Source organism: Kitasatospora sp. NPDC090091 (genome assembly GCF_044747365.1).
GTDB lineage: Bacteria > Actinomycetota > Actinomycetes > Streptomycetales > Streptomycetaceae > Kitasatospora.
In genome coordinates this window covers 358,603-382,729 of record NZ_JBIVDY010000006.1, presented here as the reverse complement: position 1 = coordinate 382,729, position 24,127 = coordinate 358,603, and the positions used below count along the sequence as shown (strand labels likewise).

The 24,127-nt window shown below is 73.2% G+C and carries 20 protein-coding genes; 14 read left to right on the top strand and 6 right to left on the bottom strand.

The window, feature by feature from the left end; all coding sequences use genetic code 11:
* Positions 1-34 precede the first annotated feature (34 nt).
* The 6 genes from ACIPSC_RS13450 to ACIPSC_RS13425 all read right to left on the bottom strand — a co-directional run bounded on the left by ACIPSC_RS13450 (position 35) and on the right by ACIPSC_RS13425 (position 8,404).
* Positions 35-1,672 carry a phage tail sheath family protein gene (locus ACIPSC_RS13450; RefSeq protein ID WP_400825441.1) on the bottom strand — a complete coding sequence of 546 codons (1,638 nt, stop codon included), beginning with the start codon at positions 1,670-1,672 and terminating at the stop codon, positions 35-37.
* Between the two features lie 145 nt (positions 1,673-1,817).
* Positions 1,818-3,413 carry a DUF4157 domain-containing protein gene (locus tag ACIPSC_RS13445; RefSeq protein ID WP_400825439.1) on the bottom strand — a complete coding sequence of 532 codons (1,596 nt, stop codon included), beginning with the start codon at positions 3,411-3,413 and terminating at the stop codon, positions 1,818-1,820.
* Between the two features lie 96 nt (positions 3,414-3,509).
* Complete coding sequence (locus ACIPSC_RS13440; RefSeq protein ID WP_400825437.1) at positions 3,510-4,373, bottom strand: BTAD domain-containing putative transcriptional regulator; 864 nt, start codon at positions 4,371-4,373, stop codon at positions 3,510-3,512.
* Positions 4,374-4,582: 209 nt separating this feature from the next.
* Entirely contained in the window at positions 4,583-6,172 is a 1,590-nt protein-coding gene (locus ACIPSC_RS13435) for an MFS transporter (protein ID WP_400825435.1), read from the bottom strand.
* Positions 6,173-6,461: 289 nt separating this feature from the next.
* Complete coding sequence (locus ACIPSC_RS13430; RefSeq protein WP_313762489.1) at positions 6,462-7,331, bottom strand: helix-turn-helix domain-containing protein; 870 nt, start codon at positions 7,329-7,331, stop codon at positions 6,462-6,464.
* Positions 7,332-7,747: 416 nt separating this feature from the next.
* Positions 7,748-8,404, bottom strand: a complete 657-nt coding sequence (locus ACIPSC_RS13425) for a GyrI-like domain-containing protein (RefSeq protein ID WP_400825433.1) — start codon at positions 8,402-8,404, stop codon at positions 7,748-7,750.
* Positions 8,405-8,724: 320 nt separating this feature from the next.
* Between ACIPSC_RS13425 and ACIPSC_RS13420 the strand changes: the two genes are divergently transcribed.
* The 14 genes from ACIPSC_RS13420 to ACIPSC_RS13355 all read left to right on the top strand — a co-directional run bounded on the left by ACIPSC_RS13420 (position 8,725) and on the right by ACIPSC_RS13355 (position 23,953).
* A complete protein-coding gene (locus tag ACIPSC_RS13420) occupies positions 8,725-10,047 on the top strand; it encodes a TrpB-like pyridoxal phosphate-dependent enzyme (RefSeq protein ID WP_400825432.1) in 1,323 nt (440 codons plus the stop codon).
* Positions 10,048-10,290: 243 nt separating this feature from the next.
* Positions 10,291-11,400 (top strand): 2-deoxy-scyllo-inosose synthase, encoded by a 1,110-nt coding sequence (locus ACIPSC_RS13415; RefSeq protein WP_400825430.1) that lies wholly within the window; start codon positions 10,291-10,293, stop codon positions 11,398-11,400.
* 151 nt (positions 11,401-11,551) lie between these two features.
* Complete coding sequence (locus ACIPSC_RS13410; RefSeq protein ID WP_400825428.1) at positions 11,552-12,190, top strand: class I SAM-dependent methyltransferase; 639 nt, start codon at positions 11,552-11,554, stop codon at positions 12,188-12,190.
* Between the two features lie 69 nt (positions 12,191-12,259).
* Positions 12,260-13,102 (top strand): sugar phosphate isomerase/epimerase family protein, encoded by an 843-nt coding sequence (locus ACIPSC_RS13405; protein ID WP_400825425.1) that lies wholly within the window; start codon positions 12,260-12,262, stop codon positions 13,100-13,102.
* 7 nt (positions 13,103-13,109) lie between these two features.
* Entirely contained in the window at positions 13,110-14,033 is a 924-nt protein-coding gene (locus tag ACIPSC_RS13400; RefSeq protein WP_400825423.1) for a deoxyribonuclease, read from the top strand.
* Positions 13,978-15,213 (top strand): tyrosine decarboxylase MfnA, encoded by a 1,236-nt coding sequence (mfnA, locus tag ACIPSC_RS13395; protein WP_400825422.1) that lies wholly within the window; start codon positions 13,978-13,980, stop codon positions 15,211-15,213. Before ACIPSC_RS13400 ends, mfnA begins: the two co-directional genes overlap by 56 nt.
* Entirely contained in the window at positions 15,210-16,670 is a 1,461-nt protein-coding gene (locus tag ACIPSC_RS13390) for a B12-binding domain-containing radical SAM protein (RefSeq protein WP_400825420.1), read from the top strand. The genes mfnA and ACIPSC_RS13390 overlap by 4 nt, the downstream gene beginning before the upstream one ends.
* A complete protein-coding gene (locus tag ACIPSC_RS13385; protein WP_400825417.1) occupies positions 16,667-17,719 on the top strand; it encodes a zinc-binding dehydrogenase in 1,053 nt (350 codons plus the stop codon). Before ACIPSC_RS13390 ends, ACIPSC_RS13385 begins: the two co-directional genes overlap by 4 nt.
* The gene (locus ACIPSC_RS13380) at positions 17,716-19,050 is read left to right on the top strand and encodes a phenylacetate--CoA ligase family protein (RefSeq protein ID WP_400825416.1); all 1,335 of its coding nucleotides are present in this window, start codon (positions 17,716-17,718) and stop codon (positions 19,048-19,050) included. Before ACIPSC_RS13385 ends, ACIPSC_RS13380 begins: the two co-directional genes overlap by 4 nt.
* Positions 19,047-19,868, top strand: a complete 822-nt coding sequence (locus tag ACIPSC_RS13375) for an NAD(P)-binding domain-containing protein (protein ID WP_400825415.1) — start codon at positions 19,047-19,049, stop codon at positions 19,866-19,868. The genes ACIPSC_RS13380 and ACIPSC_RS13375 overlap by 4 nt, the downstream gene beginning before the upstream one ends.
* The gene (locus tag ACIPSC_RS13370; RefSeq protein ID WP_400825414.1) at positions 19,865-21,004 is read left to right on the top strand and encodes a BtrH N-terminal domain-containing protein; all 1,140 of its coding nucleotides are present in this window, start codon (positions 19,865-19,867) and stop codon (positions 21,002-21,004) included. Before ACIPSC_RS13375 ends, ACIPSC_RS13370 begins: the two co-directional genes overlap by 4 nt.
* A gap of 5 nt (positions 21,005-21,009) precedes the next feature.
* Positions 21,010-21,690 carry a class I SAM-dependent methyltransferase gene (locus tag ACIPSC_RS13365; RefSeq protein ID WP_400825535.1) on the top strand — a complete coding sequence of 227 codons (681 nt, stop codon included), beginning with the start codon at positions 21,010-21,012 and terminating at the stop codon, positions 21,688-21,690.
* 15 nt (positions 21,691-21,705) lie between these two features.
* Positions 21,706-23,205, top strand: coding sequence for a coproporphyrinogen-III oxidase family protein (locus ACIPSC_RS13360; protein WP_400825412.1), 1,500 nt, complete (start codon positions 21,706-21,708; stop codon positions 23,203-23,205).
* Positions 23,192-23,953: a class I SAM-dependent methyltransferase gene (locus ACIPSC_RS13355; protein WP_400825410.1), complete on the top strand. Its 762-nt coding sequence runs from the start codon at positions 23,192-23,194 to the stop codon at positions 23,951-23,953. The genes ACIPSC_RS13360 and ACIPSC_RS13355 overlap by 14 nt, the downstream gene beginning before the upstream one ends.
* The last annotated feature ends 174 nt before the right edge of the window (positions 23,954-24,127 follow it).

Sequence of the window (24,127 nt, the reverse complement as noted above, 5' to 3'; positions counted from 1 at the left end):
GGCCCTCTCCTGTTCCGCTGGTCCGCCCGGCCGGTCAGGCCGGGAGTTGCTCCGACAGCTGCTGCACCTGCACCACCACGAACTCCGCCGGCTTCAACGGCGCGAACCCCACCCGAACGTTCACCACCCCCCGATCCCGATCCGCCTGCGTCGTCGTCTCCCCGTCACACTTCACGAAATACGCCTCACGCGGCGAACGCCCCTGCAAAGCCCCCTGACGGAACAACTGCTGCATGAACGCCCCCACGTTCAACCGCACCTCCGCCCACAACGCCTCACCGTTCGGCTCGAAGACCACCCACTGCGTCCCCCGGAACAACGACTCCTCCACGAACAACGCCAACCGCCGAACCGGCAGATACTTCCACTCCGACGCCAACACATCCGCCCCCGCCAACGTCCGCGCCCCCCACACCACCCGACCCACCACCGGAAACGACCGCAGACAATTCACCCCCAACGGATTCAACAAACCATTCCCACCGTCCGAAACCCGCACCGACAAATCCGGCACCCCCACCAGACCCGCCTCCAAACCCGCCCCCGCCTTCCACACCCCCCGCGCACCGTCCACCCGCGCCAACACCCCCGCCACCGCCCCACACGGCACGAAGTCGGCGATCCGGCCGCCCTGTTCCGGGTCCGGCCGGCGCAGCCGGGGGAAGTAGGCCGCGGCGTTCTCTCGCGGCCCGTCGATCGACTCCAGCCACGTCTCGGGCTTCGTGGCGAACGTCCAGTCCTCGCGGGGATCGACGAGCAGGACGGCGCGGCGGCTCCGGCAGTAGACCAGGGCCGCGGAGATCAGGCCCGGTTCCAGGTCGCCGTGCTCGCGCCTGTGCGGGGGGATGCAGAGCAGGTTGAACAGGTCGAGGCGGTCGAGCGCGTGGAGGCCGGTGTGGGCGGTCTCGCCGTCGGCGGGCAGGAAGTCCGCGGCGGTGAGCGGGTCGCCGTCCCTGATCGCGAGGAGGGCGGTGTCGACGGCCTTGCGCAGGGCGAGCTCGGCGGCGTCGAGCGGTGCCCGGTTCCCGTCCTTCTGGTACTGACTGCGGGCCTTCCGGACGGTCTCCTCGGCCGCGCCCAGCACGTCGAGGTCGCCGTTCCCGGGGTGGGCGGCGGACGGGTCCCCGAGCACCCGGACCAGGGCCGAGCCGGCCTCCAGCACCGCCTTCACGTTCCGCGCGTTCGCCGCGGTGGAGAGGTTGTGGAAGGTCTCCGTCCGCCCGGAGGGCGTGGCCTCCCGGATCGTCAGGTGGAACAACGCGGCCTTGTCGACGCCGAGTTCGTCGGCGACCTGCTGGTCGGTGTCCTGGGTGGAGACCTCCGCCCGGAGCGCGACCCCCCAGCGGCCGGGCTCGACCGCCTCCAGGGTGAGGCCGCCGATGTCCAGCCTGGCCGAGGTCGTCCCGGCGGAGACCAGGCGGACGATCTCCGCCCGGCCGCCGCCGTTGGCGAAGAAGTCCTGGACGGCGTAGCCGAGCGGGCTCTCGGCCCAGAGCCCGCCGAAGAGGCGGGTGAACTCCTCGAAGCCGAAGACCGTGGTGGGGGTGTTCGGCACGCCTCGCCGGGTCCGGCCGATGAAGGCGGTGACGGCCGTGGGGACGCCGGTGATCGTCCGTACGCCGCTCGGGATCTCCTCGACGTAGACGCCCGGATAGCTGAGCTGTGCGCCCATCGCCCCTCCTCTGTGCCGTCCCTGACAGCGGGTCGGGCACAGCGTGACAGGAGGGCCGTCACGGTCGCGTCACCGCCGCGTCACGCAGGGCCGGATCGGTGTCGCCCGATCGGGCGGTTTGAGTACAGCCGGACCCCGGCACCGGTCAGAAGACGCCGGCGGCCTTCACATCGCGGTAGGCCTCCAGCACGAACCGGCCCCAGCCGGACACCACGTCGTCCCAGGGCTTGGAGTTGTACTCGGACCCGATCAGCCGGACGTGGTCCTCGGTCCAGGTCGAGGCGTCCGCTGCGAAGCGGGCGAAGTCGAGGCCGGGGAACCTGGCAGCCGTCTTGGACAGGGAGACCGCGGAGTGCAGGGCGCCGGCGTCGGCGACCCACCGGAGGTAGCGCGCGACGGCGAAGATGTTGAGCTCGTCGGAGGCCAGCATGTCGGCGATCGCATGGTTGGACGTCTTGGTGTTGCCGGCCAGCCAGGTCTGCATCGAGCGCGAGACCTGGTCGGCGAACAGGTTCTTCTCGCGGGCGGTCTTCACCTCCACCTGCCCGAGGCCGATCGAGGAGGTCCGGCCGGTCCACACCGTGCTCCGGTAGTCGACCGCGTCCTCCCGCTTGGACTGGTCGCGCTGCTCGGCCAGGATGATGCCGGACACCAGCTCGGGGCTGAGCCGGTGGGCGCGGGCGGCCGACCTGATCACCTCCGCCCGGGTGGGCAGGGCGCCGGCGTAGGCGCCCCGGTACCGGGTGGCGATCGGCTGCCGCAGGAGCAGGTCCGCCTGGCCCTTCCGGTCGGCGGCGCCTACGCCTTCGAGCCAGCTCCCCGGGCCGGTCAGGGCACCCTTGGCGGGGTTGGACCAGTCGTAGAACATCTCCAGGCCGGGGATCCTGGCGTACTTGGCGTCCTCGACCTCGATCCCGCGATCCTCGGCCTCTTTGGCCTGGCCGCGCATGGACCACATCTCCCCGATCGACATCGGCGCGTCGGCGGAGACCGTCCCGGTCGCCCCGCTGCCGGTGAACGGGGCGCTCGGGTCCGCGGAGACCAGGCGGCGCAGCGCGGGATCCGGCGCGGCCGGCCGGGCGCCCCGGCCGGCCTCGAACTTCCGGCCGAAGACGATGAGTTGGCTCTCCGGGGTCATGTTGGCGAACGGGTAGCCGGCCATCACGGCCTCCTTGTGGGCGTCGCTCGCGCGCTCGCCGACCAGCCGGAGGAACCGCACCACCTCGGCCCGGCCGGGCAGCCGGCCGAGCAGCCTGGTGACCTGGTGCCCGGCGAGCATGTCGCCGAGCGTGTCGTCGAAGTCGGCGGGCGTCATCGACTCCAGCAGGCCGAGCGCCCGCACGGCGTCGGAGGCGAAGTCCCACCACTCCAGCAGGTCACCGGTCTCGGCGGCGCGCGAGCGGCGCTGCACCACGGCCCGCCCGCTGCGGCGCTGCTCGGCGACGTGGGCGAGCTCGTGCGCGAGCAGGGCGCGTCCGGCGGGGGTGGGGTCGAGCAGCCGGGGCTCGCCGACGATGTCGTTGCCGTGGGCGTAGGCGAGCGCACCGATGGACCGGGCGGAGCGGACGGCGGCCGGGTCGGTGTGCACCCGGACGCCGGCGAAGTCGCTGCCGAGCAGGCCCGGCGGCAGCCCTGCCGGTGAGCCGTGCGGCGACGGCGGCGGAGCGGGCCGGACGGAGGGGGTACGCGGCAGCGGCGGGGCCTGCTCGGCGTGCCGGGCCCGGCCGGGCCCGCGGGTCACCTGGTGAGTCGCCCGGCCCATGTGATCGCCGCCTCTCGGTGGTGCGGACGCGCGCGGTGGCGCCGTCCTGCTACCCATACCGTCGCAGACCGGGGCCTAATCGTCGCGTTCCGGACCGGCGGCTCCCGCGCCCAGCAGGGCCAGGAGCAGCGGTGACGGACCGACGCCGAGCTCGCGCCGGAGGACCGTCCGGCAGGCGTCGAACTGGCGGACGACCTCACCGAAGTTCCCCTCGGCGAGGTGGACCCGGATCGCGGCCCGGTGGGCGCTCTCCCGGGTCGGATCCAGCTGGACCACCCGCAGCGCGGTGTCCAGGGCCTCGGCGGGGCGCCCCTGGTCGAGCAGCCGGCCGGAGAGCGTCTCCAGGGTGTGCAGCTGGAGCTGCCGGAGGCGCTCGCGCTCCGCGAGCACCCAGTCCTCGTACCAGCCGGGGAGCAGGTCGCCCACCGGCCGGAGGGCGGGGAGGGCGGTGCCGGCGGCGGCGTCCGGGTCGTCGAGCAGCCGGCGGGCGCCGCGGGCCCAGGTGGTGACGTCCACCTCGACGCCGGCGGCGAGGGCGAGGCGGCCCCGGCAGTCCAGGATCGTCCGGTCGGTGCGCTGGAGCCGCCACAGGGTGGTACGGAGCCGGCCGCTCGCCTGGCGCTCGGACACCTCGGGCCAGAGGATGCCGGCGGCCTGGCTCCGGCTGGTCGTCACCCGGAGCGCGAGCAGGGCGACCAGGCGCTGGCTGTTCAGCGGGAGCGCCAGCCGCTCCGGGCCGCAGCAGAGGTCGAAGCCACCGAAGAGCCGCAGGCGGGGGCGCTCCGGCCGTCCCGACTCCCGGCCGGCATCAGCCGCCGCACCGGTCGGCTTCGCACCGACCTCCGTCGCACCGACCGCTGCCGCACCGGCCGCAATCGAACCGACCACTGCCGCACCGACCTCCGTCACACACGCCGCCGTGGCGGTGGGGTTCACCATGCGCAACTCCGTTCGTCCCGGATCCGTCCGACCCGGACGGCTGATGCACGCATCCCGGCCCGGGCAACCGCGCCGCCCGGCAGATCAATCCGTACGAGCGAACGGCGAGTTCCGGGTTGCCGCCGGAGAGGACGAGAGGAATGGAGAGGAGGAACACCGAGGGGCCGCCGGGTCCTGCGACCCGACGACCCATCAGCCCTGGCCGTACGTCAGGCCGCTGCCTCGGCAGCGGCCTTCTCGGGCTGGGCCGTCTCGGCGGTCACCCGGGTGCCGGGGTGGAACAGCGCGCAGACGAACGCGACCGCGAGCGCCACCGCCATGCCGTACAGCACCGGCCCGTTGGCCGCGGCGAAGTCGTGGCGGATGGCGTTCATGAGCGCCGCCGGGGCGTCGGACGGGGCGCTGCCCGCCTCCCCGTGACCGGTGATGCTCTTGGTGATCATCTCGGCCGTGCTGTGCGCGGCGTCCACCGGGAGGCCCTGGCCCTGCAGGGTCTTCTCGATGTTGGCGGTGGTGCTGTTGAGCAGGACCGTGCCGAGGACGGCGAGACCCAGGCTGGCCGAGTAGTTGCGCACCGTCTGGGTGATGCCGGTGACCTCGCCGTAGGAGGCGCCGATGGCGCGGTTGACGGCGTCGGTCGAGGCGGCCGTGAGCAACAGGCCGATGCCGGCGCCGGCCATCACGATGTACGGCCACTGCGCGCCGAGCGAAAGGTCGGTGATCTTCCCGGCCCAGAGCGCGAAGCCGGCGGCGGAGAGCGCGGTGCCCAGCATCATCGGCAGCTTGGCGCCGCGGCGGTCCAGCAGCCGGCCGCCGATCTGCGAGGCGGGGCCGAAGCCCGCGAAGAAGATCAGCAGGTACAGGCCGGCGTCGTTGGCCGACTGGTCGAGGGCCACCTGCGCGTAGACCGAGGCGAAGAAGAACACCGGGACGAAGGCGATCATCGCGAAGAAGAGCACCGCGTTGTCGGCGGCGAACGCGCGGTCGGCGAACACCCGCAGCTTGATCAGCGGGTCCGCGCTGCGCAGTTCGACCAGGACGAAGACGACCAGCACGGCGAGGCCGCCGCCGATGCAGAGCCAGGTCGCCGGGCTGTCCCAGCCCCAGGTCGCGGCCTGCTGGAGGCCGCACACGCTCAGGCCCATGCCGAGCGCCGCCAGGGCCGCGCCGACCCAGTCGATCGGCTCGCTGCGCGGGGTGTTGCGGATCTTCGCCATGGCGGTCAGGGCCAGCGCGACGACGGCGACCGGCACGTTGACCCAGAAGATCGCCCGCCAGGTCCAGCTGGTGAGCCAGCCGCCGAGGATCGGGCCGATCGCGGTCAGGCCGCCGGCCACGCCGAAGAAGAGCGCCAGCGCGCGGCCGCGCCGCGCCACCGGGAAGACCTCGACCACGACCGCGAGCGCGGCCGGGAACATGAACGCGGCGCCGACCCCCTGGAGCGCGCGGAAGGCGATCAGCCAGGTCTGCGCCGCGCCGCCCGAGGGCACCGCACCGCAGAGGGCCGAGGCGATGACGAAGGTCAGCGTGCCGACGACCATCATCCGCTTGTGGCCGAGGACGTCCGCGAGCCGTCCGCCCAGGGCGAAGAAGGCCGCCAGCGCGAGCAGGTAGGCGTTGACCACCCACTGCATGCCCATGGAGGAGAGCTGCAGCTCACGGATGATGTCCGGGGCGGCGATGGAGATGATCGTCTGGTCGATGAAGGTCATCGAGACGGCGAAGAGCATACCCGCCAGCGTCAGTGACTGACTGGCGGCCACAGGTGCGGAGGTGGCCGAAGCCTTCTCGGACCGCACGGGTAACCATCCTTTGCTTGGTTGCCGGGCGACCGGGCGACGACCTGCGGGAATCCCCCCGTACGACCTTGCCCGTGCCGCGATCTGACGCGGCACCATGCCGTGTCCGCGGGCCACTATGTCACCCGGACGGCCCAGGGCGCCTCCTTCGGATCGCATCGGCTGCGAACCGTCGGAGGCGCCCTGGGGTGGGGGACGCGCAGGGTGCTCCCGCCGTCCCGGCCCGGTCGGCGGCCGGTCTGCCGCCGACGGCACGGCGCCCACTGCCCGGGCACCGGACCGCCGCGGATCAGGCCCGGCGGGCGTGCGGCATCAGGTAGACGTCCACCGCGACCTGGCGCTCGGGGTGGGCGGACGGGAACGAGGAGAACTCCAAGTAATAAGGGAGGGGCGGGCGTTCGGTGCGCTGCATGCCCTTGGTGGCGGCGCTGACCGCCAGGTGCATATAGGTGAACGGAATCAGTTCGGGCGGGCCGACGTGGCGCATCGCCAGCCCGGTCGAGGCGGGCACCACCTGGACCCCCATGCCGTCGCGGGCCTGCGGGTCGAAGCGGTCGGAGACCGGGACGCAGATGTCGTGCCTGGTCCGGGCACCGATGAAGAAGTCCGGGTCGTCGTAGGAGACGCCCAGCGCCTTGGAGCGGGCGGGGCAGTGCCCCTGGGTGGTGAGCCAGCCGCGCAGCCGTTCCCACGCGGTGTTGGCGCTGTCGATCGGGCCGAGGTGGGAGTAGAAGGCGACCCGGCGCTGCGGGATGGCCGCCGGGCGGATGTCCGTGCCGGCCGCGCCGGCGGTGTTCCAGGTGGTGTTCTGCGGGTTGGTCCGCAGGTCGGTGGGACAGATCCCGTACGCGGACCGGAACGCGCGGGTGAACGCCGCGTGCGAGTTGTACCCGGCGCTCACCGCGATGTCGATGATCGTGCGGTCCCCGTACACCAGCCGGTAGGCCGCGAGGGAGAGTCTGAGTCTGCGCACGTACCGGTGAATGGGTTCACCGACCTGGTGCCGGAACACCCGGCGCAGGTAGTCGGGAGAGGTGTTGGTGGCCATCGCGAGCTCTTCCAGGGAGACGGCCGCCTCACCGTCCCTGACCTGGGCCACGATGTGCGGGATGGCCCGGCGCAGTCGCTCGTCGTGGCTGCTGAGCGTGTCGATCTTCATAGCGGACTGAAGCCCTCCGGTTCTCGGGTCCGTCGCACGGTCCTGCCACCGGAGCCGAGTCCGGGCCTGCGGGGCCGACACCTGGCGACGGACGGGTCGCTGACACGCACGCCGATCGATCGCACATCACTGCAAAACCTGCGCGATCACCCCCCGTGCGCGCCAGGGTCGGACGTCCCTAGTCGTCGTCGCCCCGGGGCGGGTCCGTGCGGACACCACCCCGGGGGCAGGCCCGAAACCGGGCGAAGACGGACCCCGGCGGGCAACCGACCCGGGCGGGGATTCTCCCGATGCTAGGGGGGCCCTCCGGGGCTGTCCAGCGGGCCCACCGGTAGCACCTGCGGTACTCGGACGGTGCACGGGTGCGCGCCACGGCGGCCACGGGGGCACCGTCCGGGTCCGAACGTCCCAAGGGGTCAGGACACCGGCTGCCGGAGGATGGTGCGCCGCCGCTCGGGCGCGGTCCTGGTCGGGTCGGAGAGGTAGATCTCGTGGTGCCGGCCGGCCTCGGCGAGCCGCTCGGTGTGCAGGTAGTCGTGCAGCAGCTTCACGGTGCGCGGCTCGGTCTCGTACGGCCCCTTGTGCAGCACCTGGATGCAGCGGCCCTCGGCGAAGGACTCCCGGCGCACCCGGCCGACCGCCTCGGTGCCGGCCCCGCCCTCGGCCTTGGCCTCCGCCTTGGCGAGCGCGGCGGCCAGCTGCGCGTCGGTGTACGGCACGGGCTGGCGGATCAGCAGGGTCCACTCCCAGCCGGCCCGGGCGCCGGGGCCGTAGGAGTCGGCGGAGACCGCGTCGAAGTGCGGGTCGCTGCTGTGCCAGAGCCCTTCGAGCGGCATCACCGCGTAGTCCAGGCCGGTCTCGGCCCGGACGGCGAACTTGAGGGCGTAGGAGGTGGCGTACAACGCCGCGATGGCCGGCCCGAAGCCGGGGCTCTGCTGGGGGTCGCCGACGCCGTCGACGGCGAGGAAGGCGAACTCGGGGACGTCGACGACCTGGGGGACCGCCTTCGCGCTGTACAGCGCGCCGCCGAGCTTGCGGTGGTCGGTCTTCTCTGCCCTGCCGGTGGTACTCATGGTTCCGAACTCCCGTACGGCTGCTGGTTCGAGGCGCTTGGGGCGCCAGCGGGTCACTGCGGCCGCAGGCCCCCGGAGGGGGGAACGAGGCGACGCGGAATCGGTCACCGCGCTGCCGGCCGCGCGGTCCGGGCCCCGGAAACCGGTGGATCCGGGGCCGGGGACCGCTTTCCCACCGTTCCGGTCAAGTCCGACCCGGGCAACCGATCCGAAGCTTGACTGAGCCGGTCAACAACGCTCGATCCGCTTCTCACCCGGTCCTCCGGCTGCGGAGACTGACGTGCACGGTTCCCCCATCCGGATGACGAGAGGGATGCATCGTGACTCCAGCCGCCCCGTGGACCCCCGTACCGGTGCCTGCCGCGGCGGACCCCCGTTCGGTCCCGTCGCACTGGTTCAACCTCGTCCCCAGCCTGCCGGGCGCCGTGCCGCCGCCGCGCGAGCCCGAAGGCGCCGAGCAGGACGACTGGGGCTCGCGGATCGCCCTGCAGCAGCGGATCCGGCTCGACGCCGTCCGCGCCCAGGACGCCGCCACCGAGCCCTTCCTGGAGATCCCGGAGCGGGTGCGCGAGGAGCTCGCCTCGATCGGGCGGCCGACCCCGCTGCTGCGCGCCCGCGCCCTGGAGCGCTACCTGGACACCCCGGCCCGGATCTACCTCAAGCGCGAGGACGTCCTGCCGACCGGCAGCTTCAAGCTCAACTCGGCGATCGCCCAGGCCCACTACGCGGCCGAGCAGGGCGTCGGGACGCTGGTCACCGAGACCGGCGCCGGCCAGTGGGGCCACGCGGTGGCCTGGGCCGCCCGCCGCTTCGGCCTGAAGGCCGTCATCTACTGGGCCGGCGTGTCGGCCCGGCAGAAGCCCGGCCGGAACGCGCTGATCGAGATGCTCGGCGCCGAGGTGTACCCGTCCCCGAGCGAGCAGACCCCGGTCGGCAAGGCCCTGCTGCGTGACGGCCGGCACCTGCTCGGCTCGCTCGGCACCGCGATCGGCGAGGCGATCAGCCACGCCGCGCTGCACCCGGAGACCCGCTACATCTCCGGCAGCAACCTGGCGCACGTGCTGATCCACCAGACCGTCATCGGCCAGGAGACCAAGGCGCAGCTGGCCGCCCTCGGCGAGCAGCCGGACGCGCTGATCGCCTGCGTCGGCGGCGGCAGCAACCTCGGCGGCTTCATGGGCCCGTTCCTGGCCGAGAAGGCGGAGCGCGGGGACGGGCTGCTGCTGCTCGGCGCCGAGTCGGCGAGCGCCCCGCGGCTCACCCGGGGCACGCTGCGCTACGACCACGCCGACCCCGAGGGCGTCACCCCGCTCAGCAAGTCGTACACCCTGGGCCGGGACTACGAGCTCCCGGAGACGCACGTCGGCGGTCTGCGCCAGCACAGCGGCTCGCCGCTGATCGGCGTGCTGCGCGGCGAGGGGCTGCTCGACGCGACCGCCTACGAGGAGGCGGACGCCTTCGAGACCGGGCGGCTGGTGCTCTCCACCGAGGGGATGCTGATCGCCCCGGAGTCCTGCCACGCCCTGCGCGCCGCGGTGGAGCGGGCCGTGCTGGCCCGCGAGACCGGGCGGTCCGAGGTGATCGTGGCCTGCGTCAGCGGGAACGGGCTGCTCGACCTCGACGGCTACCTCGCGCACCGCTGAGCGTCCGCGCCGGCACCGCACCCGCGCCGCACCGCGAAGCGCCACCCCGGCACCGGCCGGCCGGGCATCGCCGGCGACGCAGCGCCGGCGCAGCACCGACCACCACCCACCCCACCGACCACACGCTCCGCAGCCCGCGCGCCGGTCGCGCGCGGGCGCGCGGGGGCGCACCCGGAACCACCCGCGTTCCCGCACCACCCGTTCCGACACCCCCGTTCCGACACCCTGCACGAAAGGACCGACGTGTCCGACGGAACCATCATCGAGCTGTCCAGCGGGACCAAGCCGAGCTGCCCCTTCTATCTCGGCGACGGGACCGGCGACCGCCTGCCCGAGTACCTGGGACGCTACGACTTCGACGAGTTCTACCTGGTCACCAGCGAGCCGCTGTACGAGCGCTTCGGCCGGGACCTGGCCAACAAGCTCGGCCGGGCCGGCGTCGCGGTCAACCTGATCACCGTGGCCGAGGGCGAGCAGGTCAAGGGCTGGCCGCAGCTGACCGCCCTGTGCGAGCGGCTGGTCGCCGCCGGCGCCACCAAGGACTCGATCGTCGGCGCCCTCGGCGGCGGCATGATCAGCAACCTCGCCGGGCTGGCGGCCGCCATGGTCTACCGGGGCCTGCGCTTCGTCGAGATCCCGACCACCATGCTCAACCTCACCGACGGCACCCTCAGCAACAAGCAGGCCATCAACGGCGCGCTCGGCAAGAACCAGTTCGGCGTCTACCACGCGCCGATCTTCATCTGGGCCGACGTGGCGATGCTGCGCACCGAGCCGGAGCGCCAGCACCGCAGCGCGCTGGTCGAGGCGCTGAAGAACGGCCTGGTCAACGACGCCGCCTGGTTCGACCGGCTGGAGGGCCTGCTGGCCGACGGGGTCGGCGGCATCCGGGACGACCTGCTCGGGGTCTGCCACGAGGTGGTCCGCAGCAAGCTGGGCATCCTGGAGCTGGACCCGGGTGAGCGCGGCACCGGCATCATCCTGGAGTACGGCCACACGGTCGGCCACGCCGTGGAGTTCCTCTCCGGCGGCCGGCTGCTGCACGGCGAGGCGGTCGGCATCGGGATGTGCGCCGCGGCCCGGCTGGGCATCCGCCTCGGGGTCACCGACCCGGAGGTGCTGGAGCGCCAGGAGCACGTGCTCGGCACCCTGATGGGCAGCCCGACCTCGGTGCCGGAGGAGTTCACGCCGGAGCGGATCGTCGAGGTCATCCTCAGCGACAACAAGCGCCGGGCCGGCAGCGCGGTGCGGTTCGTGCTGGTGCCCGAGATCGGCCGGGTGCACACCGTGGACGGCGACCACGAGACGCCGGTGCCCGAGCCCCTGCTGAAGAGCGTCCTCGCCGACGCCTGAGCCCCGCGGGCGCCCCCAGGGGCGCCCCCTGTGCCCGATCGCGCCGTGCGCGCGACGCGCACGCCCCCGAGCACGCCCCGACCCGCCGGCCCCCCGACCCGCCGAACCAGCAGGGCCGGACGGCCCGTTCGGCCCCCGAAGGAGTCATGCCATGAACACCGCGCATTCCCCGGAGATCGCCGAGACGGTCTACCGGCTCGACGGTCCGCTGCGCTGGGCGCTCGGCGAGGTACAGGACCTGCTGCGCGCCGTCGGCGCCGCGCCCGGCCAGCAGGTGATCGACGTCGGCGCGGGCACCGGCTACGCGGCCGTCCCGGCCGCCCGGGCGGTCGGGCCGCAGGGCTCGGTGCACTGCGTGGACGGCAGCCCGGAGCTGCTGGACGTGCTCGCCTCCCGGGCCGCCCGGGAGGGGGTGGCCGACCGGGTCACCCGCACCGTGGGCTCCGTGGTGCCGCTGCCCGCCGCCGACGACAGCGCCGACCTGGTCATCTCCACCTACGTCCTGCACGAGCTGGCCGACGACGCGCCGGCCGCCATCGCCGAGATGCACCGGGTGCTGCGCCCCGGCGGGCGGGTGGCGCTGGCCGACTACCGCAAGACCGCCGACAAGGAGCGCAACCGGGAGATCGAGGCCTGGTACGCCCGGCAGCCCGACGGCGCCGGCCCGGAGGAGGTGCACCTGCGCTTCTCCCTGGGCGAATTGGAGGAGATGCTGCGCGCCGCCGGCTTCCACCGGATCGAGCTGCGGACCTGGCACGACTTCCACGTGCACGCCACCGCCGAGAAGTGACCCATCCGCCGGTGTGAGCCCACCGGACCCGACGGCCGGTCAGCGCCGGCCGAGACAAGGAGTACTGCTGTGGTCAAGCTTGCCTACAACGCCAACGGCCTGCGGACGATCTCGGTGGAGCGGGCGATCGAGGCGGTCGCCGACGCCGGCTACGAGGGGATCGAGCTCTCGCTCCACCCGGCCCACCTGGACCCGTTCGCCTTCGGCCCCGCCGAGGCCGCGCCGATCCGCAAGGCGCTGGAGCGCTCCGGCCTGACCGCCTGCTGCCTGGCCGCCGGCGCGGACAACCTGCTGGGCGAGGAGCGGTTCGAGCCCTCGCTGATCCACCCCACCGCCGAGGGCCGGGCCCGCCGGGTCGACCTGGTGCGGCGGTCCGTCCGGATCGCCGACGAACTCGGCATCCCCTACGTCAACTTCGCCACCGGCAAGCGCAAGGCCGAGGTCTCCGAGGAGCAGGCCCGGCAGTGGCTGGAGGAGGGCATCCAGCAGGTGCTGGAGGGCCCGGGCAGCGCGGTGCTGGCGATGGAGCCCGAGCCGGAGTTCTTCCTGGAGACCAACGACGGGGTGGCCCGGCTCGCCGACAAGCTGGCCTCCGACCGCTTCGCGCTCGCCCAGGACCTCGGCCACTGCCGGGTGGTGGAGGAGGACTACCTCGGCTCGGTCGAGCGGAACCTGCCGTACACCCGGATCATCCAGGTCGAGGACATCAAGGGCCGGGTGCACCACCACGAGATCCCCGGGGACGGCGACATCGACTTCGCCGGCTTCTTCTCGGTGCTCGGCCGCGGCGGCTACGACGGTTTCGTCAGCGTGGAGCTGTACAACCACGCCGACCAGTACGAGCACGCGCTGCGCCGCAGCCGCGAGGTGCTGACCACCGCCATCGCCGCCGCCGACGGTCTCCGGGGCTGAGGCCGCCGTGCCCGCCGGCCGCGCCCCCGGACCGCCGCCGCCCCCGCCCCCGCTCGCCCCTCGGGCGCTGGACGGCACCGGCCTGACGCCGCTGTTCGACCACCACATCCACAGCGACCTGCGCAACGCCGACGACTACGAGCTGATGGCCGTCAGCGGGGTGCTCACGGCACTCGCCCCGTGCTCCGCCTCGCTGGAGGCCCGGGACACCGGCAGCGCCTTCGCCGCCCGGTTCGAACGGCTCGCGGTGGCCGAGACCTCGCGGGCCGCCGCGTACGGGATCGACCTGCACGTGGCGCTCGCGGTGCACGCGGCCGACATGGCGGGGCTGTCCGGGGCGCTGGCCGGGATCGAGGCGCTGGAGGAGTACCTGGACCACCCGAGGGTCCGGGCGCTGGGAGAGCTGTCGCTGCGCAGCGGCGGCCCGGACGAGGTGGAGGTGCTGGAGCGGCAGCTGAAGCTGGCCTCGGCACGCGGTGTGCCGGTGCTGGTCGAGTCGCCGCCCGCGCTCGCGCCGTTCCGGGAGATGCTGGCGCCGCTGGCGGGCGCGGTGGAGCGGGCCGGCATCGACCCCGCCTCGATCGCCCTGCTCGACCTCGACGAGCAGCGGATCGACCTGCTCGCCGAGCACCCGGCGCTGCGCGGACTCGGCGGGTACGGGATCGCGGTCGCCCCGCGCCAGGACGCGCTGTTCCAGGTCCGCGAGAAGCAGTCGCACCGCGAGGTGCTGCGGCTGCTGGAACGGTTCGGCCCGGAGCGGCTGATGCTCAACACCGGCCTGCACTTCGGCTCGGCCGACCCGCTGGGTCTGGCCCGGACGGTGCACCGGCTCCGACTCCATGGTGTCCCCGAGCAGATCGTGAGGGCTCTCGCTCATGGCAACGCTGCCCAGTTCTTCGCCGTCCCCCACCGGGTCCCCGCCGCCGGGTGAGCCCGCCGGCGGGCTGCCCGACCGGGGCACCCCCGTCGAGCAGGTGCTGGCCGAGGTCGCCGGGCTCTGTGCGGACGACCACGACTACCGGGACGGCACCGTCTTCAACTCGATCTGCTCGACCCCGCTCCCGGTGGCCGAGCAGGTCTTCGCCGCCCACCAGCAGGCCAACCTCGGCGACAACCGGATCTTCCCGTCGCTGGCCCGCGCCGAGGGCGAGGTGACGGCCATGCTGGCCGACCTGATGGACGGCCCCGGGGCGACCGGCGTGTCCACCTCGGGCGGCACCGAGGCCAACCTGCTGGCGGTGCAGGCGGCCGTCCGGCGCCACCGGGCACGGTTCGGGGCGGACGTGCCGGCCCGGATCCTGCTGGGCGACAGCGCGCACTTCTCCTTCGACAAGATCGCCGCGCTGCTCCCGGTGGAGGTCGTGCGCGTCCCCTCGGACGAGCGGCTGCGGGTCGACCTCGACCGGCTGCTGCCGCTCGTCACCCCGGAGACCGCCCTGGTGGTGGCCACCGCCGGCAGCTCCGAGTCGGGCGCCGTGGACGACGTGCCGGCGATCGCCGCGCACGCCGCGCAGCTCGGCGTCCCGGTCCACGTGGACGCCGCCACCGGCGGGTTCCTGGTGCCGTTCGCCCGCGAGCTCGGCGAGCCGCTGCCGCCGATCGGGTTCTCCGTGCCCGGCGTCACCTCCGTCACCCTGGACCCGCACAAGTACGGCGGGGCGCCGATCCCCGCCGGGCACGTGCTGTTCCGCGACGCCCAGGACGGCGCGGCGCTGCGCACCTCCTCGCACTACCGGGGCACCTTCGACCACCAGGCCCTGCTCGGCACCCGGCCGGGCGGCGCCGTGCTGGCCACCTGGGCGGCGCTGCGCGCCCAGGGCCGCAGCGGCTACCGGGCCGCGGTGGCCGGGCTCTGGGAGCGCCGGGCGCTGCTGGTGCGGCTGCTGACCGGGGCCGGCTTCCAGGTCGCCCCCGAGCCCGAGCTCACCGTGGTGACGGTGCGCCACCAGAGCCCGGAGAAGCTGGTGGACGCCCTGGAGGAGCGCGGCCTGATCGCCTCGGTCGCCCGCCGGCTCGGCCTGCTGCGGCTGGTCGTGCACTGGCACCAGAGCGAGCAGCAGCTGCGCTGCCTGGTGGCCGTGCTCGCCGAGGTCGACGGAGGCCGGCCGTGAAGGTGCTCTTCGTGTCGATCAACAAGCTGAAGTCCTTCCGGCCGGTGCTGCCGATCGGCATGGTCACCATCGCCACCCAGGCCCGGGAGGCCGGGCACCAGGTCGAGACGCTGGACCTGATGTGGGAGGAGGAGGACGAGCCGGTGGTGCGGGCCGCGGTGCGGTCCTTCAAGCCGGACGTGGTGGGGATCTCGATCCGCAACGTCGACTCGCAGAGCATGCTGGAGCCGGTCGTCTACACCCCGCTCGCCCGCGAGGTCGCCGACTGGTCGCGCGACGAACTGCCTGGCGTCACCGTGCTCCTGGGCGGTCCCGGGTTCTCCACCGTGCCGGAGGACCTGATGGACTTCGTCCAGGCCGACTACGGGATCACCGGCTTCGCCGAGGAGTCGGTCCAGCCGCTGCTGGACCACCTGGCCCGCGGCGAGGAGCCGCTGGACGTGCCCGGGGTGATCCGCCCGCTGCCGGACGGCGGCTACCACCGGCGCGACCCGGTCTTCCGGATCGACTACCGCAAGGCGGAACGCCCCGACCCGGCACTCTACGACCAGCGCTACTTCAGCTACTCGTACGAGACGCACGACCGCAGCCTCAAGGTGCCGGCGACCATCCAGACCAAGAAGGGCTGCGTGCTGGAGTGCGTCTTCTGCAGCAACTTCCTGGTCGACGGCACGGGGGTGAAGTTCGACGAGGTCTCCCGGGTGGCCGACGAGGTGGAGCGGCTGCGCGACGAGGGCCTGGAGGTCCTGGAGATCGTCGACGGGGTGTTCAACCTGCCGTTGAACTACTCGCTGGAGGTGCTGCGCGAGTTCGTCCGGCGCGGCATCGAGATGCCGTGGTCCTGCATGGTGAACCCGGGCAACGTCACCGCCGAGCTGGTCGACCTGATGGCCCGGACCGGCTGCTACTACGTGGAGTTCGGCACCGACTCGGCCTGTGACCGGATCCTGCGCGGCCTGAAGAAGAACTTCCGGCAGCGGCAGATCGTCGACTCCCACCGCCGCTTCGTGGAGGCCGGCATCCGGGTCGAGCACTGCCTGTTCATCGGCAGCCCCGGCGACGACCGGGACTCCGTCCGCGAGACCTTCGACGTGATGGAGCAGCTCGTCCCGCCGGCCACGCCCGACGTGCACGCCTTCTGGACCCTCGGACTGCGGGTGTGCCGGGGCACCGCCCTGCACGCCACCGCCGTCGCCGAGGGAATGATCACCGGAACGGAGCGATTCATCGTGCCCAAGTACTACGCGTCCCGCGCGGTCATCGAGGACGACGCGCTCCTGGACGAGATCCAGACCCGCGTCCTCGGCAATGACAACTGGTACCTGTGGTGGGGCCTCAACTCGATCAGCCTGCGCGACCGCATCACCATGGCGCGGGCCGAGAGCGAGCGGATCGAGGCCGAGCTCAACGAGCACCTGCCGCCGCGTCAGGAGCCGCCCGCCGGAGGTGCGCGATGAGCGCCGGACCGGACCTGCGGCTCACCGCCCCCGGGCGGATCGAGGTCGAGGAGGCCAAGCCGCCGACCGCGCCGCTCGGCCCGGACGAGGTGCTGGTCGAGGTCGACCGGGTCACCCTGTGCGGCAGCGACCAGGCGCTGTACGACGGCACCTACGGCGGGCCGAGCAGCTATCCGCTGCGCTTCGGTCACGAGTGGGCCGGCCGGGTGGTCGACACCGGCCGGGACGCCCGGGACCTGCTCGGGCAGTGGGTCACCGGCGACTGCTCACGCTGGTGCGGCGACTGCCCGCGGTGCGGCACCGACCGCAACGTCTGCGCCCGGATCGAGAAGTTCGGCCTCACCGTGGACGGCTTCTCCACCCGGCTGCGGACGGTCGACCGCCGCTACCTCTACCCCGACCGGCACGGCCTGGGGCCCGGACTGCTGGCGCTCTCCGAGTTCTTCGCGGTCGCCGCCCAGGGCCTGCACCGGGTCGCCCCGCGCCCCGACGAGCGGGTCCTGGTGATCGGGGCCGGAGCCCTCGGCCTGGCCTCCTACCTGCTGCTCACCGGCGCCTACGGGACCGGGGACGTCGAGCTGCTGGAGGCGGACCCGGTGAAGGCCGCGGCCGTCGCCGAGCTGCTGCCGAGCGCCCGGGTGCGCACCGAGGCCCCCGAGCCGGACGAGGCCGCCCGGTCGGCCGGCGGCTACGCCGCCCTCACCGCCGCCGCCCGCTACGACCTCACGGTGGACTGCTCCAGCGGCGCCGACGGCCTCGCCACCGCGCTGGCCTGCGCCGTACCGCGCGGCCGGGTGCTCTGCTTCGGGCTGCGCCGCAGCGCGGCGCTGCGCACCGACCTGCTGGTGGCCAACGCCCTGACCCTGGTCGGCTCGATCGGCGGCACCGGCGGCTTCGCCCGGGCGCAGGAGTTCCTGGCCGGGCACCGCGAGGAGGCCGGGCTGCTGGTCACCCACCGGCTGCCGGCCGAACGGGCGGAGGAGGCCTTCGGGCTCGACCCCCGCACCCGGATCAAGACCCAGCTGATGTTTGGAGAGGATGCCCGGTGACCACCGCCGACCGACCGCCGCACCTGCGCTATCCGGAGATCCGCGAGGCCGCGCTGGCCGACCTGGCGGCGTTCGAGAAGCTCAGCCCGGACCAGGTGCCGGACCACCAGTTCGCGCTGCTGCGCCGCCAGTTGGACCATGCCTTCGCCAACTCGCCGTTCTACCGGGAGAAGTGGGCCGGGGAGTTCGGCTCGGTGCGGCCGACCGACGCCGCCGGGCTGCGGGCGCTGCCGTTCACCACCAAGGCGGAGCTGCGCGGCTCCTACCCGTTCGGCCTGCTCGCGGTGGGCCGCGAGGAGCTGATCCGCTACGGCGAGTCCACCGGGACCACCGGCAGCCCGACCTCCTCGATGATCACCTACGAGGACTGGATCCGCGGCAACGTGGCGGTCGAGCAGTCCGTCGGCCACGTGCTCGGCCCCGGCGACCTCGCCTTCATCGCCATCCCGTACGAGCTGGCCTTCGCCTCGTACGACCTGGACCGGGCGCTGGAGCAGGTCGGCGCCGCGGTGGTCCCGGTGGGCACGCTCAGCCTGGTCTGCCCGTTCGAGCGGATGGTCGAGATGATGTGGACCGTCCGGCCGACCGCGCTGATCTGCACGCCGAGCCGGGCGCTGCGGCTGTACGACATGCTCAAGGACACCGGCCGTGACCCGGCGGAGATCGGGCTCAAGACCTTCCTGTACGTGGGCGAGACCTGCTCGCCGGCCAAGCTGGAGAAGATCGCCGCGCTCTGGGGCGTGCAGCTGTCCAACGCCTACGGCTCCACCGAGACCAACTCGCTCGGGCTGGTCTGCGAGCGGGGCAGCCTGCACCTGACGGAGGACCGGCACCTGTTCGAGGTGATCGACCCGGAGACCACCGAGCCGGTGCCGGACGGCACCGCCGGGGAGCTGGTCATCACCGCGCTGGCCGGCCGGGCCATGCCGCTGCTGCGCTACCGCAGCGGGGACTTCGTCACCGTCTCCACCGAACCCTGCGCCTGCGGCAGCCCGCGCCGGGTGCTCGCCCACCACGGGCGGGTCAGCGAGCAGCTGATCGTCGGCGGGCGGCGGATCAACAAGCTGGCGCTGGAGCAGACCGTGCTCTCCACCGAGGGCGCGGGCCTGTACTGGGCGGCCGGCCCGGCCGGGGAGCAGGTGGAGATCCGGGTCGAGGCCGTCGGCGGCGACCCGGAGGCGCTCTGCGCGGCCGTCGCCGAGCGGGTCACCGCGGAGTTCGGGGTGCCGGCGCACGTTGCACCGATCGACCGGGCCCAGGTCCGCCGGGCGATGGACCGGATGCTCAAGCCCGGCAGTCTCACCATCGAGGACCTGGAGGCGGTTTCGTGACACTCGGTCTGCGCCCCGGCAATCCGGCGGAACCCCGGCACAACGACCCCGGCACGATCGCCGTCGTCGGCCTCGGCCGGCTCGGTGCGGTGCTGGCCGACCGGCTGGCCGAGCGCTTCCCGGTCCTGCTCAACGACAACGACCCCGCGGTCGCCCGGCGGGTGGCCGCCGCCCTCTCGCTGCCCGACATGGACCAGCGCGAGATCCTGTCGGCCGCCGACACCGTGCTGATCTGCGTGCCGCCGCAGGAGACCGAGGCCGCACTGCGCCGGCTCGCCGCGCTGACCGAGGAGGTCGGCCGCCGGCCGCTCTTCGTCAACCTGGCGACCAGCGTGCCGACCGACCAGCTGCCGGAGCTGAACGTCGAGGTCGTCGGGCTCAAGCCGGTCTGCCAGTTCACCGCCGTGGCGCTCGGCCTCAAAACCGTCCTGGTGACCTCCGCGCCGCGCCGGATCGGGCTGCTGCGGACGCTCGCGGCCGACCTCGGCGAGGTGGTGCTCGGGCCGGAGAAGGTCGTCGGCCCCGCCAACCGGGCCGCCACCAAGGTCGCCCTCAAGGCCTGCGCCGAGCTGGCCGCCGAGCTGGCCGGGCGCGGGCTGCCCACCGACATCGTGCGGGCGGCGATCCGCAACGTCCTGGTCGGGACGGCGCTGGACTACCCGCCCTCGGACGCCAACCCCTACACCCGCTCGGTCCTGGACGAGATCGCCGCCGAGGCGAAGGCCGCCGAGGCGGCACCGGCCGGCGCCGTCCCCCCGGAGGCGCTCGCCTGGGCCGCCTGGGCCGAGCGGCCCGTCTCCCCGGGAGGAGTCGCATGAGCACCACCGCCCCGGAGCCGCTGTACGGCGGCGCGCACTGCGAGACCGCCTCGCTGCGCAAGCAGCTGGCCGCGCACGGCCTGCCGGTCAGCGAGGCGATGCTGTTCGGCCTGGCCGGCGGCATCAGCTTCATGCACCTGCCGCCGCCGCCCGGCGGACGCGGCTTCACCGGCGGCCGCAACGGCCCGTTCCCGGAGTTCACCCGGCGGATGGCCGCCGGCGTGGGCCTGGACGTGGACGTCGCCGTCGACGACGACCCGGACCGGGCCTGGACGGAGCTGCGGGACGAGCTCGACCAGGGCCGCCCGGCCGTGATCTACGTGGACCTCTTCCACCTGCCGTACTTCCAGGCCACCCGGCACTTCGGCGCCCACGCGATCGTGGTGCTCGGGCACGACCCGCAGGCCGGCACCGTCACCGTCTCGGACCGGCCCGCCCGGCCGCAGACCCTGACCACGGCCGAGCTGGCCACCGCCCGGGCCTCGGCCCACCAGCCGTTCCCGCCCCGGCACGCGCTGCTGCGGGCCGACTGGAAGACGGCCCGGCAGCCCACCGAGGAGGACGTCCGCCAGGGCATCCGGTACTCCTGCCGGGCGATGCTGCACCCGCCGGTGCCCACCTTCGGGCTGCGCGGCCTCGACTCCTACGGGGCCGGGCTGCAGCACCTGCTGCGCAGCGACGCCCCCGCGCTCTCGGTGGTCGAGGAACTGGCCGGCGCCTTCGTCGACTTCGAGCTGGCCGGCACCGGCGGGAACGCCTTCCGCAACCTCTTCCAGGAGTTCCTGACCGAGGCGGCGCAGCTCACCGGCGACCACCGGCTGGCCGACGCGGCGCTGCTCTGCGCCGACAGCGCCGGGCAGTGGGCGCGGGTGATCAAGCTGCTGCTGCCCGACTGGACCGACGACTTCGCCGAGCTCGGCGCGGCCTACCGGGCACGGGAGGCGGAGCTGCTGGACGGCGGCGCCGCCGCCCTCGCCCGGGCCGCCCTGCTCGGCGAGCGGCTGCCCCGGCTGCGGGCCGCCGCGGCGGACGGGCTCGGCCCGGTCCGCGAACGCCTCGCCGGGGAGCTGCGGGAGGCCCTGCGGGCCGTCGCCGAGACCGAGCGGGAGCTGTACGCCCTGCTGAGGGAGGTGTGAGCAGCATGTCCACCGGCCTGCTGCCGGACGTCCGGACGCCGACCCGCCATCGGCTCGCCGACGAGGCGGACCGGCTCGCCTACGACCGGTACGTGGCCGCCCGCAACCAGTACAAGGAGGAGTTCCTCGACCTGCTGGAGGCCGCCTGCTCGGACGGCCCGGTGCTGGAGGTCGGACCCGGCTACGGCGGGTTCGCCGGCCTCCTGCTGGCCCGCCGCCCGGTGGACCTGCGGGTCCTGTGCACCGACCCGAACGCCGTCGCCCCGCTGCGCGAGCGGCTCGGCGAGGCGGTGCCGGTCGGCCACTGGCGGCCCGGCGGCCCGCTGCCGGACGGCCTGGCCGGCAGGTACCCGCTGGTCTACAGCGTCCACGCGCTCGGCGAGTGCACCGAACCCGCCGAGCTGCTGCGGGGCTTCGCCGGGGCCCTGGCCCCCGGCGGCCGGCTGCTGGTCAACGACCTGCGCCGGGACCCCGACCCGTTCATCCTCGAATACACCCTGCGCGAGATGGCCGCCGACGACTCGGCCGACGGCCAGTACCGCTTGCGCACCTACCTGGACTCCCTCCGCGGCGCCTGGACCTGCGCCGAACTGCGCGCACGGCTCGACGCCGCGGAGATGGCCGACTGGGTGGTCGACCCGGACGGCCCGATGGCACTCACCGTCGAGCACCACCGCGCACCCTGACGACCGGAGAGGCAGATGACCCAAGAAGCGATCACCCGGAACTTCCTCGACACCCCGAGCTTCTGGCGGGACTACCCGGAGCGGGACATCGAGTTCGTCCGCTGGTACCCCTGCGACGTCAAGCCCCTGACGGCGGACCAGATCTACGCCACGCGGGAGAAGTTCCCCAAGACCACGTCGTTCTACGTGCACATCCCGTTCTGCAACCAGGTCTGCACCAGCTGCCCGTACAACAAGTTCTCCACCCGCAACACCCTGGTGCAGCGCTACATCCGGGCGCTGAAGAACGAGATCGACCTGTACTCGCAGCTGCCGCACGTCCGGGACACCGTGTTCACCTCCGGCTACTTCGGGGGCGGCACGCCGACCACGCTGCGCGCCGAGGAGCTCGACGACCTGCTCGGCTTCATGAAGCAGCGGCTCAACTTCAGCCCGGACTGCTCGATCACCATCGAGTCCACCCCGGTCGACGTCGACCAGCAGAAGCTGGACGTGCTGCTCAAGCACGGCGTCAACCGGATGAGCCTGGGCGTGCAGACCTTCCACGACCCGCTGCTGCGCTACCTCGGCCGGGCCCGCGCGCACACCGGCGAGTCGGCCACCAAGACGATCGAGCTGATCGACCGCAGCGGCCTGGAGAACCTCTGCATCGACTACATGATCGGCATCCCCGGTCAGACCGCCGACCTCTGGGCGCAGGACATCCGCACCCTGATGGACCTGCCGGTGACGTCGTTCTCGGTCTACAACTACGCGGTCATGCCCGGCTCGGAGGTGTTCTTCGCGCTGCAGAGCGGCGCCACCCCGCCGTGCCCGAGCACCCGCGAGGCCGACGAGATGTACCAGTACCTGCACACCACGCTGATGGACGCGGGCTACCTGGCGCTGACCTACAACGACTTCATCGAGCCGATGCGGCCCGAGTGGGAGGCGGCCGGCGTCAAGACCTACCCGGTGCTGAAGGACGGCAGCAAGCCGTACCGCGGCCTGGAGACGGACACCTTCTACCTGACCGACCACCTGTCCCAGATCTGGGGCCGGTGCGGGGACATGGTGGCCATCGGCTCCGGTGCCTACGGGTACCTGAACAACCACATGTACCTCAACGAGCCGGACATCGAGGCGTACATCAGCCGCTGCAACGAAGGTCAGCTCCCGGTCGTCATGGGCGCCTACACCGACGAGCACGAGCAGCGCTGCCGCAGCCTCGTCCTCGGCCTGAAGCTGCTGCGGGTGAAGCGCTCGGTCTACCGCGAGCGGCACGGCGTCGACCCGTACGAGTACTTCAAGGACAAGGTCGACGACCTGGTCGCCAAGGGGCTCCTGGAGGTCGACGACGAGGCGATCCAGGTGACCTACCCGAAGGGCTGGTACTACATCGACAACATCTCCAAGAGCTTCTACTCGGACGCCAACTACCGGCTCCCGCAGCCGACCTCGGCGAGCACCGAGATCCTGAAGTGGCAGATCGACCGCACCGACGGCCGGAAGGGACTCCCCATTGTCCAGCTCTGAGACCACCCGCCGGACCCGCCGGGGCCGGATCTTCGACCTCGCCGAGCGCACCCCGCAGGGCGACCCGTTCGAGGACACCGACGAGTGCCGCGCGTACGACCGGAGCGTGCGCACCTCCATGATCATCCCGATGCAGCACATGATGAAGCTGATCGGGCCGGACTGCGGTCCGGACAAGGAGGTGCTGGAGATCGGCTGCGCCAGCGGTCTGCTGTCGCTGCGCCTGGCCGCCCAGCACCCCGACTCCACCTTCACCGGGCTGGACAGCAACGACGCCTTCCTGGAGGTGGCCCGGGAGAACACCATCTTCGCCAACCTGGTCTCCTACGGCGGCGACTTCGCCTGCGACTGGGCCCGGTACACCCGGCTGCCGTTCGAGGACGACAGCTTCGACGTGGTGTTCAGCTTCTGCGCGATCAACCGGTGGGACAAGCCGGCCCGCATCCTGCCCGAGCTGAACCGGGTCTGCCGCCCCGGCGGCACCGTGCTGCTGTACGACCTGGCGCGTGACGCCGACGAGGGCATGGTCTCCTTCGTCCTGCAGTACGCGGGCGGCGACGCCAACCAGTTCATGCGCTCGCTGCGGGCCTCCTACTCCACCGACGAGATGCGCGAGCTGCTGGACCAGCTCGGCCTCGAAGGCTGGAGCGTCAGCAAGGAGGGCATCAACCTGGTGGTCTCCTCCAAGCCGCGGGACACCGGGTACACGGTCGGCGAGCCCGGCATCTACGAGCGGATCTTCGACTGACGGTCCGCCGGCCACCGGCCGGGGGGGGGGGGGCGGGCCCCGCGCCCCGCCCCCCCCCCCCCCCCCCCCCCCCCCCCCCCCCCCCCCGCCCGCGCCGCCGCCCCCCCCGCCCCCGCCCCCGCCGAACCCCAAGAGCTGCTCGGCGGCCTCGTGCTCGTCGGTGTCCCGGCCCCA